Here is a 22249-nt window from a genome sequence, read left to right on the forward strand (position 1 = left end):
GCAAGGTGAAATTTGCTTTCAGCTCTACCGCTAGAATAAGTAAACAGAAAAAAATCGTCAACCGCATAATTCGACATTTTGCGGATTCTGTATGAAATATTATTTTGTGTAACGATTGGCATAACTGAATGCTGTGCAGGAATCGGGCTTGATTTTCGCTTCAATGCCCATCGAGGTAATGCGGCCGGTCATTTCTTGTATCAATTCTTTTGTCAGCCCTTTTTGACCGATATCCAGATGCACTTCAAATGAAAGATCCGCCCCTTCATCCGCAAAAGGCAAGAGCAAATCTGTCAGTTCCATAAGACGGCCGTCGAGGATATGCGCAGCCATCTCCTGGCTGAACGCGGTTTCCAGCGAGATTTTTTCGCGAAGGCTATGTATCGGTCTTGCAAGATCGTGATTTTTCAAACAGCCCCAAGCTCCCTTGCCTGTACGGTGCAAGTGTATAGCCGTAATAAACTTTGTGAAGTCGCGGTAAACTTGTGAATCCGTCCCTACAGACAGCACGTATGCTGAACGGGGGTCTTTATTGACAAAGCGTTTCAGCCGCTCCGTCACGTCTTGAAAGGTCATCTGTGCCTCAGAAAGATTATAAAACAGAAAAGAATCAGCCATGTACGGACACTCCTCTTTCCAGAGTCTACAACCAAACGAACAAGCACGTTCCTTTGCATGATTTAATAAAGCTCCGCTTGCGGAAGACCGGAAGCTTGGTCAGCCTGAAAAATCAAATCACATTACTGAAGGAGCTCAAAAATTTCAATAGAAATCATGTCAATGTTATCAAACGGATACGTGTTAGGTTTTTCACCTTTTTGGAAAACCGTCAGTTCAAACGTTTGATTTTTTTCGAAATATTTAACACTGCAAATTTTTTCGCCGTTAACTTCAAAATAACGCTGCATCGGCTCGTTAGCCGCTTCCGCTGTTTCTTGCAGACTTTGCAGCCGCGTGATGATACCCATTAATTGTGACATTCTAAAAAAAGACTCCTTTCAAAAAACAACTTCAAATCAACAAGTATTTATTATAATACAAGTCCTACAGAGCATCATACCATAAAGTAGACCGGGATGGCATTTTCCCGCTGGATTTTCAATAAGAAAATAAACGGGAAAACTGTGTTTTCGAATAGTTTGAAGCTTTTTTCGGAATGTCATACACCTTTCAAAAATAATTTTTCGCTTTTTGAGCCGCCATTGTCAGATGTATGTGAGGAGAAGCCTTTTTATGAGGAGACAGCATAAAAAAACTTGGCGGGGGTAGCGCCAAGCTTTTTCGGATCTTGATCTGATAGAGGGGTTGGGGAACAGAGAGTAACTTCTCTCTATAACTAAATGATAATGATTATCACTATCATTGTCAATCGTTTTTTAAAACTTTTTCACATTTATAAAAAAAAGCGGCATACAGCAGCCGCTTTAAAGTAACCCGTCCTGTTCATATAAATAAGAGTAAGGCAGATCGATAAATAAATACATATTGTCATCCATCGGGTATGAAAAGGTTCTGATCATCTCACCCGTCTCAATATCACTGTACAGGTCACTGAAAAAGCCTTTTCTTGAATTCCGCATCTTCATAATGTTTTCTAAAAAGTACGGACGCCAGCTCCAGTTTTTCTCCACGTATTCAGGCTGATAAAGCCATTCGCCGGACTGCTTGAACACATTTCCCGTCAGCTGATAGCCTTCTTCATCACACATATAAATTCTGAAACAGCAGTCGGTCAGGTTTTCCGCCAGTTTTTTAATAAACTCATCGTCCGCCTGATGGGTTTTCTTCAGCTCGGAAACTGCCTGATTGACCCGCTTATAAAAATTCTCAGAGTGTTCGTATACTGTCTCCAGCTTCTTTTTTTCTCTCGTGATAAATTGCTGAAACTCCGTTTTCAAGCGTGCTTTTAACAGGCTCCGGTCTATAAAATCGCCGCTCGGCGCCTGCAGATAATAGCCTTGAAAAAATCGGCCTCCGTTTCTCCATGCGTACTGGAGCTGAAAATCAGCTTCTATATCTTCATACAGCAGCGCGGCGCCGATTTTTCTCGCCAGCAATGAAATGCTGTACAGCACATGCTCATACGAAGGTGACGGCTGAGATACTTTCAGCGCCTGCAAATCTATTTTCAGAAGGTCCGGTGAAAGGAGCGCGATTCTGTCCAGGTTGCTGCTCTCCTTACCTATATTGTCCACCGCGATTTTAATGCCGTATGTACGATAGTAGGCAAGCATATGGTACAGCTGTTCAATGTCGCCTTCGAAATTGTGCTCGGTGATCTCAAGCACAATACGGTTCAATTCAATGCCCTGCTCTTCGTATTCTTTCAAAAGCTCAAGAAAGCTTTCTCCGTGGTCAAGCATCAATACATTCGCATCCTGATTGATAAAAATCAACAGATCGCGATCAGCTTCTTTAAACCGCTCCAGCGCCTGCCTGATGACTCTGTCATCGACCTCAAGCTTATATTCTTCCGGAATGCCGGAATCTAAGAAAAACGGCCCGAGGCTCTCAATCTCCGCATCTGCCAAAATCCGCCCAAGCACTTCGTAGCCTACGACTCTTTGTTCCTCAGCGTTAAAAATCGCTTGGTAATACGGAATGACATCATCAATATTCGTCAGTATATCAAGTGGGTCCAACATGTTATCACCTGCTTCTCTATCTTTGTCTGATTATACACAATTATATCAGCACCACAAATGTTTAGATTAGGGGAAAAAGGAGGCAGTATGGCAGCAGTTTAAAATAAAAGGGGAAAACTTTTTAAGATCACTCTTCAGACCGGTTAATTAAGGACGTTATTCATTTGTTTCACCATCACAAATAAAAGGATAAATATAAGAGCATTATAACCGGCGGCTGTCCAAAAATAATGGCTCCAATCAGTACTGTTAAATATCCAATCATCATCATGTTTCAACTGAAAGAAAGTTCCTTTTTTATCTAAAGTGCCAAATGTAAGAGTTGTTAACCCGCCAGCACTCTTGGAAACGTCAACTCCATACATTGAACCGGCATGATCAGTATGATTTATTGGCATATACGTATAATCAGATAAAATTGTTTCCGCCAGCTTGGTTGGCAGAGACACATATCATACAGCCGATGTATCGCCTCCGAGCCCACTCAAATACTCCCTGGCTTTAATAAATTTCGTTTCATCAGGAAAATCTATATGATATAGCTTTTCAAATCTGATTATTTCATCAGATGTAAGATTGGTATTTTGATAATACTCCGGAGTAAAAGCGCAAATGATAAAGTACCAAATATTAAAGATGATAACGCAACTGCTTAAAAATAGTACAACGAACCATTTTAATAATTTCTTCACTTATTCACCTCTTAATCTTTAAAAATTATATCATAATTTTGAATAGAAAAATAAAACAAGCGAACGTTCACCTTTAACGTTCGCTTGCTTCGCAAAATATGTCATGTAAATTAAAACGGGTAAGGATTCAGCCATTGCCCCCCGTCCATTGTGATACAATCCCCGTTTATATAGGATGCTTCATCGGATAGCAAAAACGCTGCCAAAGCGGCGATTTCCTCCGGTGTCCCCAGACGGCCGAGCGGCACACTGTTCATAGTGCGGGACACCGCTTTTTCCGATTCAAACAGCTTCTCCGCACCGCCTGTCCGTTCAATCGGGCCGGGGGCTATCGCGTTTGTGCGGATGCCGTATTTGCTCCCCCATTCAACGGCCAGCGTTCTTGTCAGTGACAATACCCCCGCTTTGGCTGCAGCGGAATGAACGACACCCGCTCCCGCTCCCCATGCGTATGTAGCGGCCATATTTAAGATGACGCCCTTCTGCTCCTGCTCGATCCAATGCCTTGCCGCGGCTTGGCTGCAGAAAAATGTGCCGTTTAAAACAATCTCAATAACAGCTTTCCATCCATTGGGCGTCAGCTTCTCTGCCGGGCAAATAAAATTGCCGGCCGCATTGTTAATCAGCGCATCGAGCCGGCCAAAGACTTTTTTCGCTTCTGTAATCATGTCTGAAGCGGCGGAATCAGAACGGACATCCATTTGAAAACAGGCGACCTGCCCCTCAAAGGTCTCAATTTCTTTTTTTGTTTCCTCAAGTGCTTCACGGTTCCTCCCTGTCACCATGACGTGCCATCCTAATTCAGCCTGTTTTTTCGCCATTGCTTTTCCCATGCCGCTTGAACCGCCTGTAATGATTACCGCTTTCTTATCCATAACAAACCCCCCTTATATTGAATGAATAATCATTCATAATCTTATCATAGATGTCTTTCCGCGTCATTACATGCTGAGAAGGGATTTTTCAGCCAGGCTGATGATATAATAGAACAACTCTGACAAAGGTTGGTTTTACAGATGGAGAAAATGACGAGAAGAACATTTTTAAAAAGAGGATTCGGCATTTTGGGTGCAACTCTTGCAACGGCTTGCGGAGGTTACGGCTATGCCCGGTATATTGAACCGCGCATGATTGAGATCACCCGTCATACAATCACCAACCGCCTGATCCCCCGCGGCTTTGACAATTTTAAAATCGTTCAATTCAGCGATACGCATCTCAGTGATGTGTTTACATCCGGTGACTTGAATAAAGCAGCGGAAAAGATCAATCAGCTGAAACCCGATCTGCTCATCTTTACGGGAGATTTAATTGATAAGCCGCATTTATTTAATGATCACCAGCAAGCACTCGCCGTGCTGCAAAATCTGGAAGCTCCCTTCGGCAAACTTTGTGTTTACGGAAACCATGACCACGGAGGCTACGGTACGAACACGTACAAGGCTCTGATGGAAGCGGCTGATTTTCAAGTGCTTCGAAATGGCTGCCATCAGGTGCAGCTGACAGACGGAAGCCGGATTGAACTCGCGTTTTTGGATGATGTAATGCTCGGAAAACCCGATTATGAAGGCACCCTGTCCCGCCTTTCCGAAGATGCGTTTTCCATTTTAATCGTCCACGAGCCTGATGCCGCTCTCAAGATCGGCGGATATCCCGTAAACCTCCAGCTGTCGGGACACACTCACGGCGGCCAGGTCCAGCTCCCGTTTTTCGGCCCTCTCATTACGCCTCCATACGGAAAAACGTATACCGACGGCATGTATACGCTGCATGACACAACCGTTTACGTTAATCGCGGGCTCGGTACGACAAGACTGCCGTATCGATTTTTAGCCAGACCGGAAATCACGCTGTTCACATTGAAAACCGTACAAAAATAAGACTTTTATCCCGATGCACAGACACCCCCTCCGTAATATGTATATGGAAAAGAGCAAAAAGGAGGGTGATGAAACTGCTGACATATCAAGTGAAACAAGGAGAAACCATCTCAAGCATTGCGCAAGACTTCAGAATAAGCACTGCTGCTCTCCTTCAGGCAAATCCCTCAATCCAATCGGTCATATACGCGGGACAGCATATTATCATACCGAATCTTCCCGACCCATCCACCATCCCCTATTCCATTGTCGTGTATATCGGAGCGAAGAAACTGGAGTTATACCGCCTTGGCAGGCTCATCCGTACGTACCCCATCGCAGTCGGAAAAATATTGACGACCACGCCGACCGGAGAATTTTACATTGTGAACCGCCAGCCTAAGCCCGGCGGCCCGTTCGGCGCTTATTGGCTCAGCCTCTCTAAAATTCATTACGGCATTCACGGAACAAATAATCCTTCCTCCATCGGCAAAGCGGTATCAAAAGGATGCATCCGGATGTATAATCAGGACGTCACTGAACTTGCCGCTACCGTGCCTAATGGAACAAGGGTGACCATTATAAGATAGAAAGATCTTATTTGTTAATGGAACGAGCTGATGATAATATATTACAGTGGGACCTTTAGGGTAAGGAGCGTGTTTATGGATATATTTAAAAATCGCAATTTTGTCCGTCTCTTTTTCGCAGCACTCGCTTCTCAAATGGGAACGACTGTAGGTAATATGGCTTTCGCTTTTTACTTGCTGGACCATTTTTCAAACCAGCCGGCATACACAACTTTGGCTGAGCTGATGTATTCACTGCCGACAGTTTTCGTATTTCTGATTGTCGGTGTCGCAGCTGACCGGCTTGACAGGAAAAAGGTCGCAGAGAATTGTGACTGGATCAGAGCCGGACTGACGATCATATTGTTTGCCGCATTATACACTGGGAGCATCCCTCTCGTGTTCTGTATTTTGTTCATCAGAAGCGCCGTGACCAAGTTCTTTTTCCCGGCGGAAGCCAGCCTTGTACAAGCTATTCTGCCTAAGGAGCATTATGCGAAAGCGGCGGGACTTAACCAGATCCTGTTCAGCATCTTTATGGTATTCGGCGTCGGTATGGGCGCGTTTATGTATAAAACGATCGGTATGCACGGAGCCATTATCCTTGATTTTGTCAGCTTTATTGTATCAGGCTTTCTGATCCGCGCCTGCCGCATTCCGAAAGAAGCCCGTCAGCCGAACGGCCCTTTTAAATGGGGAGATTCGTTTCTGAAAGACTCGGTCGCTGATTTTAAGGAAGGGATCGTATATATTGTTAAAAACAAATTGCTTGCTTCCCTTATTTTCGGCTTTTTTATCTTTGGTTTTGTCAACGGCGGCTTTGCCGTACTGCCGATGTTTACGATGAAATACGGACTTGCGCCGGACCATTATGAATCACATACTTCCATCTTCACCGTCGCACTCGGCTTCGGCCTGCTTGCAGGAAGTGTGATCGGAACGATGATCGCAAAAAAAGTCAAACCGCATCATTTGATGTCGATTCCTATTTTGGCAGCCGGACTGCTCATTTTTGTCCTCGGCTATACGGATAAGCTGTGGATTTATTATGCGGCGGCTTTCATCCTCGGCATGTGCATCGGCCCCGTCAATATCGCCATCGGCGGCTGGATGCCGAAAATCGTTCACCCGAAAATAATGGGCCGGGTCAGCGGCTGGCAGGACCCTTTTATGATGTTTGCCCAATCGATTACACTCGGACTGGTTGCCCTGTTATTTCCGAAATTCGTTGCCAATATTGATTACCTTTATTACGGCATGGGAATCGTGATTTTAGCGGTATTTGTGTTCTATTTTATCGCTCTTCCGAAATACAGCGCCGAGGCAGCAGAGGTCGATGTACAGCAATCATTAAAGGCTGATTCCGAAAAACATGCGAAACCTGTCTAATAAAGGAAAAAAATGCGCCCTTTTCATCAGAAAAAGGCGTATTTTTATAATCAATATTTGCATTTCAACGCTAAAAAAGTATAATCTATATATGAACTTGATCAATGCAAAGGAGAGAAATAATGGACGACCACGCTTATTCGAAAGAGCTGCAGCCAACCATCGAGAATCTTTCAAAAGCTGTTTATACTGTGAACCGCCATGCAAAAACCGCCCCCAACCCTAAATACCTTTATCTGCTGAAAAAACGGGCATTACAAAAGCTTGTGAAAGAAGGCAAAGGGAAAAAAATAGGGCTTCACTTTTCAAATAATCCCAGGTTTAGCCAACAGCAGTCAGACGTACTTATCTCTATCGGAGACTACTATTTTCACATGCCTCCAACAAAAGAAGACTTCCAGCATCTTCCGCATTTAGGTACGTTAAATCAATCGTACCGCAATCCTAAAGCACAAATGTCTTTGACAAAAGCGAAAAACGTATTGCAAAAATATGTGGGCTTAAAGGAAAAACCGCTTGCCGCCAACAGGCAGCAGCCCGCTTATCATAAACCCGTATTTAAAAAACTTGGTGAGAGTTATTTTTAATTCCGCCGCAAAAAAGCCGATGCGTCATGCATCGGCTTTTTTCTATTCAATCACGTACGTATCCACTTTTTTAATGAGCTCGCTGATTTCAGGCTTGCTGATCTGTTCATCCGCTCCGACTACTTCGCCCCGGTGGCGCAGGTCGTCCGTTATGAGGGACGAGAAAATCATAATCGGCACATCAGAGCTTTGCGGGTTATCCTTAAGGAGCTTCGTCAAACGATGCCCGTCCATTTTCGGCATCTCAATGTCACTGATAATCATGTCAATATGATCTGACAGGTTTGCTCCGTTATCCGTCAGTTCCACGACGTAATCATACGCTTCTTTTCCGTTTTCAAACGCAACGATTTCACTGTACCCCGCCTCAGTCAGCTCATCCGTCAAAAGACGCATCAGAAGCGGCGAGTCTTCAACGATAATCAGTTTTTTACCCGCCCGTCTTTCATCAAATCCTTCCTGATGGACATGATAAGTCTCAACACCGGATGCTGATTCAATATCGTAAATGATCTTTTCATAATCAGGCAGAAAGATCATCGTGTCTTCCAGTTTGATGATTCCCGTTAAGTGCCGCTCCATGCCCTGGTTCAGGGAAGTCGGCTTTTCAATCGCCTCCCAGGACACCCTGTGGATTTGTGAAACGGAACCGACGTGAAAGACGATTTTCCGCTTGTTGAATTCCGTTACGATATATTTATCGTCTTTTGCTCCTTCGGCATCAACGCCGAAAAAGGTATACAGACTGATGACGGGAAGAATTTCGCCTCTCAGCTTAATCATCCCTTCTACGTCTTTATGAGACTGAGGCACAGATGTGACATCTACCGGCTGAATGATTTCCCGGACTTTCATCACATTTATGCCAAATGTATTGACGCCTACTTCAAATTTGACGATTTCTAATTCGTTTGTGCCTGAATCCAATAAAATATCGTATTGTTGTAAAGACAATTCAATCCCTCGCTATCCGCATTCAGTATTGTACTGTATATATCGGCTGTAAACGGAAAAAGTGAATGTATTCGGGCCAACTGGCCATGAACTCTTTATAAAAAGATGCTTTTTTCTGATATCCCATTGACTTTTTGACATCGAGTGGTAAAATAGTCAAGGATTTTTCAGGAAGAAGGGTGTAATAAATGGGTACAGTAGTCATATTCGACCAAGATCAAATGATGGTGTTAGAAGATATCAGCAAAACGGCTTACCTGCAAATGAAAAAAGAGGCGAAAGATCGTCCCGACAAGCCTGCTCCATACATCTTATGGCGGGAAGACGTCAGCTTTGAATACGGGTATTAATGACATTCGCCACATATCACAATAGATAGATCATGATACAATGAAGACAATCATTTCAGCTGGTTGTCTTATTTTTTTCTGAAAGAAGGTATGTTTTCACATATCGGACATATACTCGGGATAGTTCAATAAAAAGATGACAAATGCTCAGCTAGTGGTAAAATAGGATAAACTCAATATATAGTATAAGGTGATGAATTATGGAACATTTGCTTAATCCGAATGTAAAAGAAATTGAAATTTCAGGAATTCGCAAATTCTCAAATCTTGTAGCTCAGCACGACAATGTCATTTCGCTTACGATCGGCCAGCCGGATTTCTTCACGCCGCACCATGTCAAAGCGGCTGCCAAAAAGGCAATCGACGAGAACGCAACGGCATATACTCCGAACGCGGGCGGCCTTGAGCTGAGACAGGCCGTACAGCTTTATATGAAGAAAAAAGCTGATTTGAATTATGAAGCTGAAACTGAAATCATCGTCACAACCGGGGCAAGCCAAGCGATTGACGCGTCTTTGCGGACGATTTTATCTCCAGGCGATGAAGTAATTCTCCCCGGGCCGATATATCCGGGCTACGAACCGATCATCCGCATGTCGGGCGCCGTTCCGGTCCATGTAGATACGACGACTCACGGATTTAAGCTGACGGCGCGGCTCATTGAAGAATCGCTGACACCAAAAACAAAATGCGTCATTCTTCCTTATCCGTCAAATCCGACCGGAGTGACATTGTCTGAGGAAGAGCTGCAAAACATCGCAGCCGTCCTGAAGGGCAGAAATGTTTTTGTCCTGTCTGATGAGATTTACAGCGAATTAACCTATGACAGACCGCATTATTCGATCGCGTCTTATTTGAGAGACCAGACGATCGTCATCAACGGCCTGTCAAAATCACACAGCATGACGGGCTGGAGAATCGGTTTCATTTTCGCACCGAAAGAAATTGCCAAGCACATCTTAAAAGTTCACCAATACAGTGTGACATGCGCGTCTTCAATCTCTCAGAAAGCGGCTCTTGAAGCGGTGACAAACGGTGTTGATGATGCGCTTATTATGAGAGAACAGTATAAAAAGCGGCTTGACTATGTATATGACCGTCTTGTCTCAATGGGGCTTGACGTCGTAAAGCCGTCAGGCGCATTTTATATCTTCCCTTCCATTAAGTCATTCGGAATGTCATCGTTTGATTTTAGTATGGCTCTTTTAGAGGATGCAGGTGTGGCTCTTGTGCCCGGCAGCTCGTTTTCAAAATTGGGTGAAGGGTATGTGAGGCTGTCATTCGCATATTCACTGGATACATTGAGAGAAGGCTTGGACCGGCTGGAAGCATTTATTTTAAAAACGAGAGAATCCATGCAGACTATTTAAACAACGGCATAACGCCGTTGTTTTTTTATTGTTTCGGGAATGTAATGTGAAAGGCCGTGCCTCTGTCCGGTTTGCTGTCTACTTGGATGGCTCCCTGATGGTTTTTAATAAGGTTGAATGTGACCATCAGCCCCAGGCCGGTTCCTTTTTCTTTCGTTGTCAAAAACGGTTCGCCTATTCGTTTCAGCACGTTTTCCGGTATCCCGTCACCCTCGTCTTTCACCGTCACATTAACGGAATACTCATCTTCTGTCATGATGATGTGAACCGTTCCCCCATCCGGCATCGACTCAACGGCATTTTTAATCAGATTGATAAACACCTGTTTCAGCTGATTTTGATCACCGTTAATATACATGCTGTCATGTTCGTAATCCGTTTTGATAAAAATCCCTTTAAGATTCGCCTGCGTCTCTAAAAGAGCGGTTACTTCACTTATAATTTTCTTTAAGTTTACACGCTCTTTCACGGCGTTTTGCTGAGGTTTGGCAAGCATTAAAAGCTCACTTAAAATTAATTCGATTCTGCTCAGTTCAGAAAACACAATTTCAAAGTAATGTTCGTTTTCCTCCATCGTCGGCTTCATGAGCTGTAAAAATCCTTTGATCGCCGTCAGCGGATTGCGGATTTCGTGAGCGATCCCCGCTGCCAGCTGCCCTGCGATAGACAGCTTTTCCGACTTCAGCATTAATTCCTCCGTCTGCTTCCGCTCAGAAATGTCACGCAGAATGACCTGCACGGCCGTTTCTCCGAAAAACGTCGTCGGAATGCAGACCATTTCCGTGTAGATCAGCCGGTTTTTAAAGGTAAACCACGATTGCTTAATGATTTCTGACTCGGTCTTTCGGTTGATAATATTTTGGATCCGCTGTTTCACGCCGTCATGATCACAGGGATGAAGCTGATCATAGACGTTTTTCCCGATTAAATCTTCATATGTTTCAGCCTCAAACAGCGAAATGCCCGATTCATTCATGAATACCCATTTATCATTGTGAATCACGGCGATCGTGTCAATTGAATTCTGAATGAGGAGCTGATAACGTTCTCTGCTTTTTTGCAGAATCGTTTGGAATTTTTTCCGTGAAGAAATATCAATCAGAAGCAGCAATTCCGCCCGCTGATTTTTATATGTCGTCGGTGCCGCCTTCACTTCTAAATGAACGGGCGTGCCGTCGAGCCTTCTCCACGTCTGTTCGATCATTCCGACTTCCATTCCTTTTTGCATCCGCACAATTCGGTTTTTCACAATGTCGTGATACTCTTCTTCAATAAACTCATAAGAGCGCCTGCCGATTACCTCGTCTTTGCTTTCGGCTCCCAGCATGGCAAGCATCGCGTTGTTGGCGTAGGCGATTGTGCCGTTGATGCTGACATATAAAGGATTCGGCAGCATTTCGACAAGACGCTCGAATTCGCCGTTTCCAGCCGCATCTTCCGACTGTTGTTCTGCCTTTTGCTTCTTTTGTTCATACATATAAGGCCGGCGGGGTGTCTTCTCCTCAAGCACCTTGATTTTGAGGATGATTTCCCGATCCGTCCCCTCCATTTGCGGTGTGACAATTTCCACACCCGCTTCAAGCCATACGATGGTATGATCTTTTTTAATAAGACGAAAGGTGCAAGGCATCAAATGATGCTCATTATAGAAGTAACTTTCAACCAAAAATTGATCTTCTTCATGCAGGAATGTTTTGAGAAATGACCCGATCATCTCTTCCTGAGAATAACTGAAGTACGATTTGCAGTTTGCAGAAATATACATAATACGCCCGTTAGACGTCAAAACGGCATGAAGATCGGTTTTCGATTGAAACTGTTTGACATGCTGAGTATCCTGTTCCACAGAATCCCTCCTTTGCATTATACTCGCACTGCAGGCTGGACACGGACTGATATAAAAAGAAATTCCACTAGATTGATTCGCTAAAAAATGAGCATTCTCCTTCTATTCTTATTGTGAACGTCAATTTTCCTGAATGAAAGAAAGGGCGCACGAGATGTTCGGCCGCCCTTTCATTTGTTATTTTTTATTGTATTTCTTTTCAAGTTCTTTGTAAGCGTCAATTGCTCCCTTGGCAATGTTTTTGCTGACGGGATCGTGATCATCTCGAACAGACGGTACGACGACGCTGAATGCCACTCGTGGATGTTCTGACGGATAATAGCCGACAAAGGTTAGGTTATACGTGTCTTTCCCCCACCAGTTTTTGTTCGTGCCGTAATAGTGGGTCTCCGCGGTTCCCGTTTTTCCGGAAACATCGGCGCCGGACCCCTGGAATGTTGAATAAGCCGTTCCTTGAGGTGAGCTTGTGACCAGTTTCATTCCTTTATGAACTTGATCAAAATCGCTCGGGCTGTTATTTACTTTGTTCAAAATTTTAATATCCCGCTGTTCAATCGCTTTTCCAATCTTGTTTTTGCTGTCCGGTTCATGAATGCTTGTGACGATCCTCGGCTGGACGCGATACCCGCCGTTTGCGATGGCTGAAATATATTGAGCCATTTGAAGCGGCGTATACGTATCAAACTGTCCGATCGCAAAGTCAAGCAGCAACCCCCCGACCATTTGCGGATTTGACTGCATGCCCGCTGATTCCTGTGGAAGATCAATTCCGGTCTTCACACCCAAACCGAATTGGGCGTAGTAGTTGCGCATTTTTTTAATATCGTCTAATCCGGCCGGCAGTGTACCGTACGGCCTGTAGTTAATGCCGGCGATATGCATGGCCACATGAAACATATATACGTTTGAACTTCTTTGCAGCGCGGTCAGCTCAGTAATGGCTCCCATTTGTGTCCACGATTGTTTTCTCGTGTTGCCTTTAAATACAAGCGGTGCATCGACAAATGTTTTATAATGCGGGAGGCCGCTTTGGTAACCCGCGAGAACAGTCGCTCCTTTAACAGCAGAGCCCATCTCATATTGTGTCGTAAATGATCCGATCGCAAAATCCTGTATTTTATTTGTTTCGAGATCGATGCGTTTCCCCGCCATTGAGAGAATATCCCCGTTGTTCGGGTCCATCATGACGGCAAATCCTCTGTCAACCATATAGTTGCCTGCGGCGCGGCTTCTTCTCAGCTCTTTTTCAATGACTTTTTCAACTTTCGACTGCAATTCCATATCGAGCGAGAGCTGCAGATCGTAGCCTCTGCTGCCTTCATCGACGGGCTTTTGGCTGACGACTTCACCTTTGCTGTTTTCCACATACTCTACTTTTTCTTTATGTGCGTTTAAATAGTCTTCATACTGATATTCAATGTAGCTTTTTCCCACCCGGTCATTCAGTGAGTATCCTCTTGTAACATAATAATCTTTCCGTTCGCCCAACAATCCCTGTTCCGGTGTCGTCACACCGCCGAACAGAGAGTACAGTGTTTTGTCGTACGGATATTTACGCGTCCAGTCATTAATTACGTCAATGCCGGGGAGCTCTTTCAGGTGCTCGGATACGACAGAAACTTCTTCATATGTCAGGTCGCTTTTCGGTTTCTGTTTGTTGTTTTCATGTTCGTCAAGCAGTGACCCGCTGTTTCCGTTTCCGTTCAGCTTATTCGGGTCCATTGATTTGACGACTTGCGGCTGATAGGCGTTGCCGCTTGAAAAACGCGTATAAATCGCCGCGATTTCCAGCTCTTTTTTATTTTGTTTGATCGCATCAATCTCCTGCTTTGGGACGCGTTCAATCTGGCGTTTGTACACTTCTTGCGGCTTCAGGCTGTTTTCTGAATCCTTCATAAGCTTTTCCGCCTTCTTCGGATGTGCGGCAAGCCAGTAATCAATGATATTTCGATCCTTCATAAATTCAGTATCAATATGAATCAGTGCGGCGAGATTTTTTGCCGTTTTCAATTTGTCCTTTGCCGAGGTTTTTGAGGTGGATACATATACAATTTCAGGCACAGCCTGGTTATCAACCGCCACCCTGTTCCGCTTGTCATACATCTTTCCCCGCGGTGTCGGATAATAGGCGGTTTTTGCATTTGCCTTCTCCGCATCCTGGCGGTGTTTATCCCCTTCGACAATCTGGACGATGCCGAGTTTAAAAATCAGTGCCGTAAAGAGAAGAAAAACAATCAAAAAATAGAGATTCATTCTCAGCGCTCTGTAACGTTTCGTTTTTTTCTTTGGTTCGCGCGCAACTTCAGCCACTTTCTGTTACACCTCTCAAATCATTGAATATATTTACATAAACAGATTTTAATTGTAACATTTTTGTAAAAGTTGTTACAGCGAAAACGGGTAAAAAAAACTGTCAAGATCAAATTATCTTAAAATATATCTAACACTTCAAATAATTTGAAGAGATGTAACGGATTTTAAAAAATAAATACAGATCGTTTTTCCCGGTATAGAGCCATTTTTCTGCGCTCAATTACAATTATGACAAGAGTTTGTTGTCAAAGGAAATGGCTGGCTGCATTATGACAAAAAAGCTGTGATAAGATTTTTCATGTAGAAAAAAACTTCTCTGGGAGGCTATTAACTATGAAAAAAGCATTTCTCTTATCTGCCGCCGCGGCAGTCAGTTTGATTACATTCGGAGGCATTCAGCAGGCATCTGCCAAAGAGCTGTCATGCCAGCACGTCGTTACCGTGAAAAAAGGAAACACTGTACAGCATCTGACTCTTCAAGAGGCTGTTGAAAAACTACATATGAAAACGAGCGTGAAAAAGCTGAACGTTAAAAATGAGAAAGAACTGACTCAGCTGCTGCAAAAACACGCAAAGCATTCTGATATGACAGTTAAAGACGTTCAAAAAGAAACACCGGCAAAAACGGCCCCGACAGCTGCCGAAAAACCGAAAGCCGATCAAAACCAGACGGCTGACAATGCAAAGCAGACAGATAACACAAACAACAGCAGCGAGAAAACTCCTTCATCAGTCAGTGCGTACGAAAAGAAAGTCGTTGAATTGACAAATGCAGAGAGACAAAAGCAAGGCTTAAAACCTCTGCAGATTGATGAAAAATTAAGCAAATCAGCTCACGCAAAATCACAAGATATGAAAGACAAAAACTATTTCGATCACCAAAGTCCGACTTACGGCTCACCTTTCGATATGATGAAGTCTTTCGGAATCACTTATAAAACTGCCGGTGAAAATATCGCCAAAGGGCAGACGACTCCTGAAGCCGTCGTTAAAGCTTGGATGAACAGTGAAGGCCACAGAAAGAACATCATGAATCCTGAGTTCACTCAAATCGGTGTCGGTTATGTAGAATCAGGAAACATCTGGACACAGCAATTTATCGGAAAATAAATAATAAAAAAGATTGCCCCTGCGGGCAATCTTTTTTTTATTTCACCCAAAGCTTATAAATACTTTGAGTTCCGCTGTTTTCTTCACCTTGCGCGGAAAGCTTGTCGTACAATGATTTGGCAAGCGCCAATCCGGGCATTTCTTCTCCCATCAGCTCCGCTTCTTCAAGGGCAATGCCCATGTCTTTAATAAAGTGTTTCACGTAAAATCCGGGCGCAAAATCGCCTTTCAGCATACGGGGAGCGAGGTTTGACAATGACCAGCTGCCAGCCGCTCCGGTTGTAATGCTTTTCAGCACTTGTTCCGGGTTCAGACCGGATTTTTCCGCGTAAGCCATCGCTTCAGCCACTCCGACCATTCCTGCTGCAATCGCGATCTGATTACACATTTTCGTATGCTGGCCGCTGCCGGCCGGCCCTTGATACTGAATGTTTTCCCCCATAACAGAGAAAAGCGGCAGGCATGCTTCAAACGCTTCTTTTTCTCCTCCGGCCATAATGGCAAGCGTTCCGTTCCTCGCGCCGATGTCTCCGCCGGAAACGGGTGCATCCAGGGCGTGAATGGACTTTTCTTTGGCTTTCTCCGCTATTTTCTTCGCCAGAGATGGTTTTGATGTCGTCATATCAATGACAAACGCCCCTTCTTTTGCTTGCCGGAGAATGCCGTTTTCGCCGAGATAGATTTCCTCGACATCACTCGGATAGCCGACCATGGTAATAATGATGTCAGCTTTCTCTGAAAGGTCTTTGACCGTCTCCTGCCAGACCGCTCCCTTATTCAGAATCTCTTCCGCTTTTTGTTTCGTCCGCGTGTAGACTAAAACAGGATAGCCCGCTTCTAAAATGTGCGATGCCATACTGTTTCCCATGACGCCCAAACCGATAAATCCGACCGTTTTGTTCACTGCGCTTTCCTCCCCTGATGCGATTCATATATCACTCTTTCATGTCTATATTACCATATTATAGGCTGATAGAGTCCGCGTTACAAGGTGAATTTAGAAATGGCGCTGATCAGATCTTCGCTTGCGCTCTTTAACATATCAGTCGATTGCTTCACTTTTTCAAGCGTAACGAGCTGTTCATCAGTGGAAGCATTCACTTCTTCCGCGGCTGCCGCTGATTCTTGAGAAATGGCGGAGATGCTTTGAATCGCTTCTTGAATCGCGGCTTGTTCTTCACTCATTTTTTGAATGTCATTGTAAATATGATCTATACCTTGAACGAGAGACTGCATTTCCGTCGTGATCAGATTGAGAACCTCACCCGTTTCATGAATGGCGCTGTTTTGTTCATCATTCATTCTGCTTGCCTCAATCATCGCGTGTGACGCTTCTTTTGTCTCAGATTGAATCAGACGGACCGTCTCACTGATATGGCCGGAAGAAAGAGCTGATTGTTCAGCAAGCTTGCGGACTTCTTCCGCGACGACGGCAAAGCCCCGTCCGCTTTCTCCCGCTCTTGCGGCTTCTATGCTCGCATTCAGCGCCAAGAGATTCGTCTGGTCTGAAATAGCAGATATTGCCGTCACGACTTCTTCTATGTTTTTCGTTTGTTCTTCCAGGTCATTCAGCATTGCCTCTACTTTTTTCGTTTCTGAATTGGCTTCGTTTGACTTCATCAGCAGCTGCCCGAGCGCGTCCAGTCCTTTGTAGCTGGCATCCTCTGAAGACTTTGAGAGTTGTTTTATGCTGCCTGCGCGATCTGCGATTCCTTTTATTTTGACTGAGAGATTTTCCGATTTTTCGTTGATCGTCTCAACCTCTGACGCTTGCTCTGTCGCTCCGGCGGCGACTTCCTCTATCGCTTTTGCGATTTGTCCGCTCGTTTCATTTGTTTCTTGTGAAATGACGGTTAGCTGGTCAGATGTATCAGACACATTTTCTGAGGAGGCCTTGACCTGTTCGACCATCTCTTTCATATTTTCAACCATTTGGTTAAAGTCTTTTGTTAACTCGCCTACTTCATCTTTTGATTTCGTCTGAGCGCGGACGGTTAAATCTCCCGCTGAGACTGAATTTGTTTTTGCGATCAGCTGCTGAATCGGCCCGGTTATCGTTTTTGCGAGGAAATAGCTGAGTCCGATCGTAATCACAAGGGCGATCAGTGACATAAAAATGCTCACCGTGTTCATTTTGTCGGCTACTCCCATCAGCTGATCTTTTTCAAACTGCGTTCCGACTTTCCACCCTGTTTCTTTTACCGTTTGGTAGACGACCATGTTCCCCTGCAGCTCTTTGATGCCTTCTTTGTCCGCAGTGATGTCTTTTAACGTCTGATCTTCCGAAATATTTTTTCCCTGTTTTGCCGGATGGGCCAGAAGAGAGCCGTTTTCATCCGCTAAAAAGGCAAATCCTTTATACGGAACCTTTTGCTCGTTGACCATGCTCTGAATAGAGGACAGCTTCAAATCTAAGCTCGCCACTCCGACGACGGTTCCGCTGTTTTGAATGGCTTTTGACGCCGTCACGATCATGTCTCCCGTCACTGCATCTTTATAAGGGTCAGTCCAGACAACCTTATCGGGTTTTTCAGCCGCCATCTTATACCACGTTCGATTTGTCGGATCATAGTCTTTGGCAAAATCGGCCTTTGGATATGTAAACATTTGTTTGTTTGCGGTTCCGACGTACGCAAGCGCGACATATTTGTCATTCTGTCCGATCTGTTTTAACTCATCGTTAAAAAGCCGCGCGGTTTCTTTCTTCCCATCTGATAGAAAAGACCGGGACAATTCACCGTCTGCTAATCTCATTAATACGGTCTCATCATTTTTCAGCTGAAGCTCAATGTTCTGACCGAGTGAATTGGTGACATTCTCTGTCGTACGTTTTGCTTCCTCCGTCATCATCGGCTTTAATGTCAAATATGAAGAAACCGTTAAAAAAACAACCGTTACAATAAGCATTGCCGAGACAAACACAGCAATTTTGATATGCATTTTTTTAAACATAACCATCCCCTCCTGAGAGTTATATCGGTCTTTCGGCCAAGAAAATGAATAAATCTTGAAATAAATATCAAACATTTCCGTCATTTGGCGCAGCAAAAAAAAGAGCCGTCATGCCGACAGCTCTGCCTTACGTAAAATATTCGATTTTCGCTTTCGGAAAATAGGTTTCGATATAAGATTCGAGTGTTTCCCTTAAGGCATGTTCTTCGTCTTTTTGGTATATATATTTGCCGATTCCGTAGCGTCCCCATTTGTACCTGCGCTTTTCTTCATCAAGCTCAAGCTTTGTTTTCGGATAGTTCTTCTCAATCACCCGTTTGGCCGGTTTTGTAAAACGATGCTGGATCAGTTCAAATGTGATGTCATGCCGAACGTCTTCATCAAGCGCCGCATCCAATTTCTCAAACAGCTCCTTATAGCCTTCCTCCCAGCCATCGTGAATATAAATCGGCGCCACGATGAAACCGAGCGGATAGCCCGCTTTAGCGACTTTGACGGCGGCTTCGATCCGTTTGTCGAGCGGAGAAGTTCCCGGTTCAAAGTTCTTAATGACATAATCGGCATTGATGCTGAATCTGAACCTAGTCTTTCCGTTATGTTTTGCATCAAGCAAATGATCGACGTGGTGAAATTTAGTCACGAATCTGAGCTGTCCCAATTCGCTTTGTCCGAAATGTTCAATGGCTCTTTTTAATGTATGTGTCAGATGATCGATTCCTACGATATCAGACGTACAAGAGGCTTCAAATCTTGTAAATTCCGGCGCCCGTTCTTTCATATACTCATCAGCCTGATCCAGAATCTCTTCCACATTGACATATGTCCGGATGTAAGGCTTTGATCCCATCGTCGTCTGCAGGTAGCAATAGTGGCAATGCCCCATACAGCCCGTCGCAAATGGAATGGCATATTCGGCGGACGGCTTTGAAGAATCGAATTTCAGTGTTTTCCGGACGCCGATTACCAATGTTGATTTCGCGTTCCGGTATTGCTGCAAGTGATTTTTCCCCGGAATATTCCGGACTTGATTATGCGATGTTGTTTCTCTGATCTCAAGCCCCATGTTTTCAAACTTATTCTTCAGCTCTTGTCCTAACGGGTATTCGAGCGCTCTCGGTTCTATATAAACAAGCTGGGGCACAAACGGCTTCAGCATGAACTGACACTCCCTTTTTACATTTTCTCATGTTGTTACTTTCCGTTTAAAAGAGAGTGAATATGCGTTGTAAACATTTCCTTTGATCAATGGTACCGGTCTTCTTCAAAAAGCTCGCTGTAAAGCGCTTCCGCTTCCTCATATGTCGAAAAGACCGCGTCATCTTCGGCCAGCGGATGATAGGTTTCGTATAAAAACAGAGACAGTTCTCCCTCATGGTACGGGTGATGGACGATCTCCGCCTCTTTAATATGGGCAACATTGGCGGCATGCGGATTGCGGTAAATCACATAGACCGTATCCCCCGCTGCAAATGATTTTGTCATGATAATCCCTCCTGTTGAACGTTATTGTTCCCCCCTTTTTTCCGAATATGAAAAAAACCAGACGGCTTATACCGTCTGGCTGTTGTATTACTTATTGAATGTTTCTTTAACGAATGCGACAACCTCTTCTGTCGTGCTCATAGACAAGATTGTTTCTTTGAATGATTCAGCTTCTTTTTTAGAAAGCTTGCTGATCTGCGTTCTTGCCGGAAGGATGGATGTAGCGCTCATTGAGAACTCATCTAAGCCTAAACCGAGAAGAATCGGAATCGCAATTTCGTCTCCCGCCATTTCTCCGCACATGCCGACCCATTTGCCCTCTTTGTGAGCGGCTTCAATAACAAGGGTGATCAGACGGAGAATCGCCGGATTGTATGGCTGATACAGATAAGCTACGCGCTCGTTCATGCGGTCAGCAGCCATCGTGTATTGGATCAAGTCATTTGTTCCGATACTGAAGAAGTCAACTTCTGTAGCAAACTGATCTGCGATAACGGCTGTAGACGGAATCTCTACCATCATACCGACTTCAATATCGTCAGAAACCGCTACGCCGGCTTCGACGAGTTTTTCTTTTTCTTCGAGAAGAATCGCTTTCGCCTGTTTAAACTCGTTTACTGTCGCAATCATCGGGAACATGATTTTTAAGTTTCCGTATGTACTTGCACGAAGCAGCGCACGAAGCTGAGTTCTGAAGATTTCTTGCTCTTCAAGGCAAAGGCGGATGGCTCTGTAGCCTAAGAACGGGTTCATTTCTTTAGGGAGCTGCAGGTAAGGAAGCTCTTTGTCGCCGCCGATATCCAATGTCCGCACGACAACTGATTTTCCTTCCATACGCTCAAGAACCGTTTTATAAGCGTCAAACTGCTCGTCTTCTGTCGGAAGCTGGTCGCGTCCCATGTAAAGGAATTCCGTACGGTAAAGCCCTACAGCTTCTCCTCCGTTTTCAAGAACGCCTTTTACATCGTCAGGTGTGCCGATGTTTGCGGCAAGCTCTACATGATGGCCGTCTTTTGAAACAGTCGGTTCATTGACGAGCTTCGCCCACTCAGCTTTTTGCGCCAGGTAAGCACTGTGCTTTTCTTCATATTTCTTTAACGTTTCACTGGAAGGATCGATGATCACATCACCATCGATGCCGTCTACGATCACCGTAACACCGTTTTCAATTGTCCCTGTAGCCGCTTTTGTGCCGACAACAGCCGGAATTTCAAGCGAACGGGCCATGATCGCGGAGTGTGAAGTGCGTCCGCCGATATCAGTTGTAAAACCTTTTACAAACTGGCGGTTTAATTGCGCCGTATCAGACGGTGTCAAATCTTCAGCCACGATAACAACCTCTTCTGAGATCATGCTCGGGTTCGGAATTTCCACGCCCAGCAGGTGCCCCGTCACACGTTTTGTTACGTCACGGATATCCGCCGCACGCTCTTTCATGTATTCGTTATCCATTGATTCAAACATAGTAACGAACATGGAAGCTGTTTCTTTCAAAGCGAATTCAGCATTGACTGAATCTGTGCTGATTTTCTCCTTTACCGGGTTCAACAGCTCAGGATCACTCAGAACTAAAAGGTGCGCGGAGAAAATGTCAGCTTTGTCTTGTCCCAGTTCTTTTAAAGCATGCTCTTTAATTTTTTCAAGCTCTTCTTTAGAACGTACAATCGCTTCATCAAAACGGCTTACTTCAGCCGCAGCATCAGCAATGTTTTTCTTTTCAACCGTTAAGTCCGGCTCTTCAAGCCGGTATGCTTTCGCAATCGCAATTCCGGCTGAAGCGCCTATTCCTTTTAATTCTTGCATTACTCGCCGAGTCCTTCGCTTTTCATTGTTTCTTCTAAAGCGTTAAGAGCATCGTTTTCGTCAGCGCCTGAAGCGGAAATTGTGATTTCAGCGCCTTTAGCGATACCTAGAGACATAACGCCCATGATTGACTTAAGGTTTACTGTTTTGCCGTTATATTCTAAGTTTACGTCAGCATCGTATTTGCTTGCAGTCTGTACAAGAACTGTCGCAGGACGAGCGTGGATTCCGGAATCTGCTGTTACTTTAAATGTTTTTTGTGCCATGATTATCATTCTCCTTTAAATTAAAGCTATTTTACTACACAATATTATATCATACAGCCGTA

Annotated in this window: 19 protein-coding genes and 2 pseudogenes; 7 read left to right on the forward strand and 14 right to left on the reverse strand. The window is 44.4% G+C overall.

The window, feature by feature from the left end:
• Positions 1 to 99: 99 nt before the first annotated feature.
• From OWN49_RS02265 to fadH, 5 genes and pseudogenes are all read right to left on the reverse strand, one after another.
• A complete protein-coding gene (locus OWN49_RS02265; protein ID WP_020955744.1) occupies positions 100 to 618 on the reverse strand; it encodes a ribonuclease H-like YkuK family protein in 519 nt (172 codons plus the stop codon).
• A gap of 122 nt (positions 619 to 740) precedes the next feature.
• The gene (locus OWN49_RS02270) at positions 741 to 980 is read right to left on the reverse strand and encodes a YkuJ family protein (protein ID WP_003154613.1); all 240 of its coding nucleotides are present in this window, start codon (positions 978 to 980) and stop codon (positions 741 to 743) included.
• A gap of 444 nt (positions 981 to 1424) precedes the next feature.
• Positions 1425 to 2645, reverse strand: a complete 1221-nt coding sequence (locus OWN49_RS02275; protein WP_003154615.1) for an EAL domain-containing protein — start codon at positions 2643 to 2645, stop codon at positions 1425 to 1427.
• 143 nt (positions 2646 to 2788) lie between these two features.
• Positions 2789 to 3337 (reverse strand): annotated as a pseudogene (locus OWN49_RS02280) (hypothetical protein).
• A 110-nt stretch (positions 3338 to 3447) separates the two neighbouring features.
• Complete coding sequence (gene fadH / locus OWN49_RS02285; RefSeq protein ID WP_076851224.1) at positions 3448 to 4212, reverse strand: 2,4-dienoyl-CoA reductase; 765 nt, start codon at positions 4210 to 4212, stop codon at positions 3448 to 3450.
• Between the two features lie 141 nt (positions 4213 to 4353).
• On the opposite strand from fadH, the gene OWN49_RS02290 reads away from it, so the two are divergent.
• The 4 genes from OWN49_RS02290 to OWN49_RS02305 all read left to right on the forward strand — a co-directional run bounded on the left by OWN49_RS02290 (position 4354) and on the right by OWN49_RS02305 (position 7741).
• Positions 4354 to 5217 (forward strand): metallophosphoesterase, encoded by an 864-nt coding sequence (locus tag OWN49_RS02290; protein WP_146276666.1) that lies wholly within the window; start codon positions 4354 to 4356, stop codon positions 5215 to 5217.
• A gap of 74 nt (positions 5218 to 5291) precedes the next feature.
• A complete protein-coding gene (locus tag OWN49_RS02295; protein WP_088037173.1) occupies positions 5292 to 5786 on the forward strand; it encodes a L,D-transpeptidase family protein in 495 nt (164 codons plus the stop codon).
• A gap of 75 nt (positions 5787 to 5861) precedes the next feature.
• Positions 5862 to 7154 carry an MFS transporter gene (locus tag OWN49_RS02300; protein WP_003154621.1) on the forward strand — a complete coding sequence of 431 codons (1293 nt, stop codon included), beginning with the start codon at positions 5862 to 5864 and terminating at the stop codon, positions 7152 to 7154.
• Between the two features lie 122 nt (positions 7155 to 7276).
• Positions 7277 to 7741 carry a YkyB family protein gene (locus OWN49_RS02305; protein WP_003154622.1) on the forward strand — a complete coding sequence of 155 codons (465 nt, stop codon included), beginning with the start codon at positions 7277 to 7279 and terminating at the stop codon, positions 7739 to 7741.
• A 42-nt stretch (positions 7742 to 7783) separates the two neighbouring features.
• On the opposite strand, the gene cheV is transcribed toward OWN49_RS02305, so the two are convergent.
• The gene (gene cheV / locus OWN49_RS02310; protein ID WP_003154623.1) at positions 7784 to 8695 is read right to left on the reverse strand and encodes a chemotaxis protein CheV; all 912 of its coding nucleotides are present in this window, start codon (positions 8693 to 8695) and stop codon (positions 7784 to 7786) included.
• Positions 8696 to 8883: 188 nt separating this feature from the next.
• Here cheV and OWN49_RS02315 point away from each other — a divergent pair, with 188 nt between their 5' ends.
• Both OWN49_RS02315 and OWN49_RS02320 read left to right on the forward strand, forming a co-directional pair.
• The gene (locus OWN49_RS02315) at positions 8884 to 9045 is read left to right on the forward strand and encodes a hypothetical protein (protein ID WP_003154625.1); all 162 of its coding nucleotides are present in this window, start codon (positions 8884 to 8886) and stop codon (positions 9043 to 9045) included.
• A gap of 200 nt (positions 9046 to 9245) precedes the next feature.
• Positions 9246 to 10465, forward strand: a pseudogene (locus OWN49_RS02320) (aminotransferase A).
• Here the strand turns inward: OWN49_RS02320 and OWN49_RS02325 are convergent.
• Entirely contained in the window at positions 10441 to 12261 is a 1821-nt protein-coding gene (locus OWN49_RS02325) for a PAS domain-containing protein (RefSeq protein WP_003154628.1), read from the reverse strand. The pseudogene OWN49_RS02320 and the gene OWN49_RS02325 sit on opposite strands and share 25 nt — an antisense overlap.
• 177 nt (positions 12262 to 12438) lie before the next feature.
• On the reverse strand, positions 12439 to 14571 hold the full coding sequence (locus OWN49_RS02330) for a peptidoglycan D,D-transpeptidase FtsI family protein (RefSeq protein ID WP_176283297.1): 2133 nt from the start codon (positions 14569 to 14571) through the stop codon (positions 12439 to 12441).
• Between the two features lie 336 nt (positions 14572 to 14907).
• On the opposite strand from OWN49_RS02330, the gene OWN49_RS02335 reads away from it, so the two are divergent.
• Positions 14908 to 15684 carry a CAP domain-containing protein gene (locus tag OWN49_RS02335; RefSeq protein WP_176283296.1) on the forward strand — a complete coding sequence of 259 codons (777 nt, stop codon included), beginning with the start codon at positions 14908 to 14910 and terminating at the stop codon, positions 15682 to 15684.
• A 37-nt stretch (positions 15685 to 15721) separates the two neighbouring features.
• Here OWN49_RS02335 and OWN49_RS02340 read toward each other — a convergent pair whose 3' ends face one another.
• The 6 genes from OWN49_RS02340 to OWN49_RS02365 all read right to left on the reverse strand — a co-directional run bounded on the left by OWN49_RS02340 (position 15722) and on the right by OWN49_RS02365 (position 22187).
• Complete coding sequence (locus tag OWN49_RS02340) at positions 15722 to 16588, reverse strand: NAD(P)-dependent oxidoreductase (RefSeq protein ID WP_146283581.1); 867 nt, start codon at positions 16586 to 16588, stop codon at positions 15722 to 15724.
• 80 nt (positions 16589 to 16668) lie between these two features.
• Complete coding sequence (locus OWN49_RS02345; RefSeq protein ID WP_044053153.1) at positions 16669 to 18636, reverse strand: methyl-accepting chemotaxis protein; 1968 nt, start codon at positions 18634 to 18636, stop codon at positions 16669 to 16671.
• Positions 18637 to 18763: 127 nt separating this feature from the next.
• Positions 18764 to 19792, reverse strand: coding sequence for a spore photoproduct lyase (gene splB / locus OWN49_RS02350; protein WP_003154644.1), 1029 nt, complete (start codon positions 19790 to 19792; stop codon positions 18764 to 18766).
• Positions 19793 to 19878: 86 nt separating this feature from the next.
• Complete coding sequence (locus OWN49_RS02355) at positions 19879 to 20118, reverse strand: transcriptional regulator SplA domain-containing protein (RefSeq protein WP_003154646.1); 240 nt, start codon at positions 20116 to 20118, stop codon at positions 19879 to 19881.
• A gap of 87 nt (positions 20119 to 20205) precedes the next feature.
• A complete protein-coding gene (gene ptsP / locus OWN49_RS02360; RefSeq protein WP_007409600.1) occupies positions 20206 to 21921 on the reverse strand; it encodes a phosphoenolpyruvate--protein phosphotransferase in 1716 nt (571 codons plus the stop codon).
• Positions 21921 to 22187: a phosphocarrier protein HPr gene (locus OWN49_RS02365; RefSeq protein ID WP_003154654.1), complete on the reverse strand. Its 267-nt coding sequence runs from the start codon at positions 22185 to 22187 to the stop codon at positions 21921 to 21923. The genes ptsP and OWN49_RS02365 overlap by 1 nt, the downstream gene beginning before the upstream one ends.
• Between the last annotated feature and the right edge of the window lie 62 nt (positions 22188 to 22249).

Origin of the sequence: Bacillus sp. NEAU-242-2 (assembly GCF_027853835.1) — a bacterium.
GTDB classification, from domain to species: domain Bacteria; phylum Bacillota; class Bacilli; order Bacillales; family Bacillaceae; genus Bacillus; species Bacillus velezensis.

What these genes read in the sequence shown, in the direction of transcription:
- OWN49_RS02265 (WP_020955744.1), bottom strand. Translation starts at nt 618, where the DNA reads ATGGCTGATTCTTTTCTGTTTTATAATCTTTCTGAGGCACAGATGACC.
- OWN49_RS02270 (WP_003154613.1), bottom strand. Translation starts at nt 980, where the DNA reads ATGTCACAATTAATGGGTATCATCACGCGGCTGCAAAGTCTGCAAGAA.
- OWN49_RS02275 (WP_003154615.1), bottom strand. Translation starts at nt 2,645, where the DNA reads ATGTTGGACCCACTTGATATACTGACGAATATTGATGATGTCATTCCG.
- fadH (WP_076851224.1), bottom strand. Translation starts at nt 4,212, where the DNA reads ATGGATAAGAAAGCGGTAATCATTACAGGCGGTTCAAGCGGCATGGGA.
- OWN49_RS02290 (WP_146276666.1), top strand. Translation starts at nt 4,354, where the DNA reads ATGGAGAAAATGACGAGAAGAACATTTTTAAAAAGAGGATTCGGCATT.
- OWN49_RS02300 (WP_003154621.1), top strand. Translation starts at nt 5,862, where the DNA reads ATGGATATATTTAAAAATCGCAATTTTGTCCGTCTCTTTTTCGCAGCA.
- OWN49_RS02305 (WP_003154622.1), top strand. Translation starts at nt 7,277, where the DNA reads ATGGACGACCACGCTTATTCGAAAGAGCTGCAGCCAACCATCGAGAAT.
- OWN49_RS02315 (WP_003154625.1), top strand. Translation starts at nt 8,884, where the DNA reads ATGGGTACAGTAGTCATATTCGACCAAGATCAAATGATGGTGTTAGAA.
- OWN49_RS02335 (WP_176283296.1), top strand. Translation starts at nt 14,908, where the DNA reads ATGAAAAAAGCATTTCTCTTATCTGCCGCCGCGGCAGTCAGTTTGATT.
- OWN49_RS02345 (WP_044053153.1), bottom strand. Translation starts at nt 18,636, where the DNA reads ATGTTTAAAAAAATGCATATCAAAATTGCTGTGTTTGTCTCGGCAATG.
- splB (WP_003154644.1), bottom strand. Translation starts at nt 19,792, where the DNA reads ATGCTGAAGCCGTTTGTGCCCCAGCTTGTTTATATAGAACCGAGAGCG.
- OWN49_RS02355 (WP_003154646.1), bottom strand. Translation starts at nt 20,118, where the DNA reads ATGACAAAATCATTTGCAGCGGGGGATACGGTCTATGTGATTTACCGC.
- ptsP (WP_007409600.1), bottom strand. Translation starts at nt 21,921, where the DNA reads ATGCAAGAATTAAAAGGAATAGGCGCTTCAGCCGGAATTGCGATTGCG.
- OWN49_RS02365 (WP_003154654.1), bottom strand. Translation starts at nt 22,187, where the DNA reads ATGGCACAAAAAACATTTAAAGTAACAGCAGATTCCGGAATCCACGCT.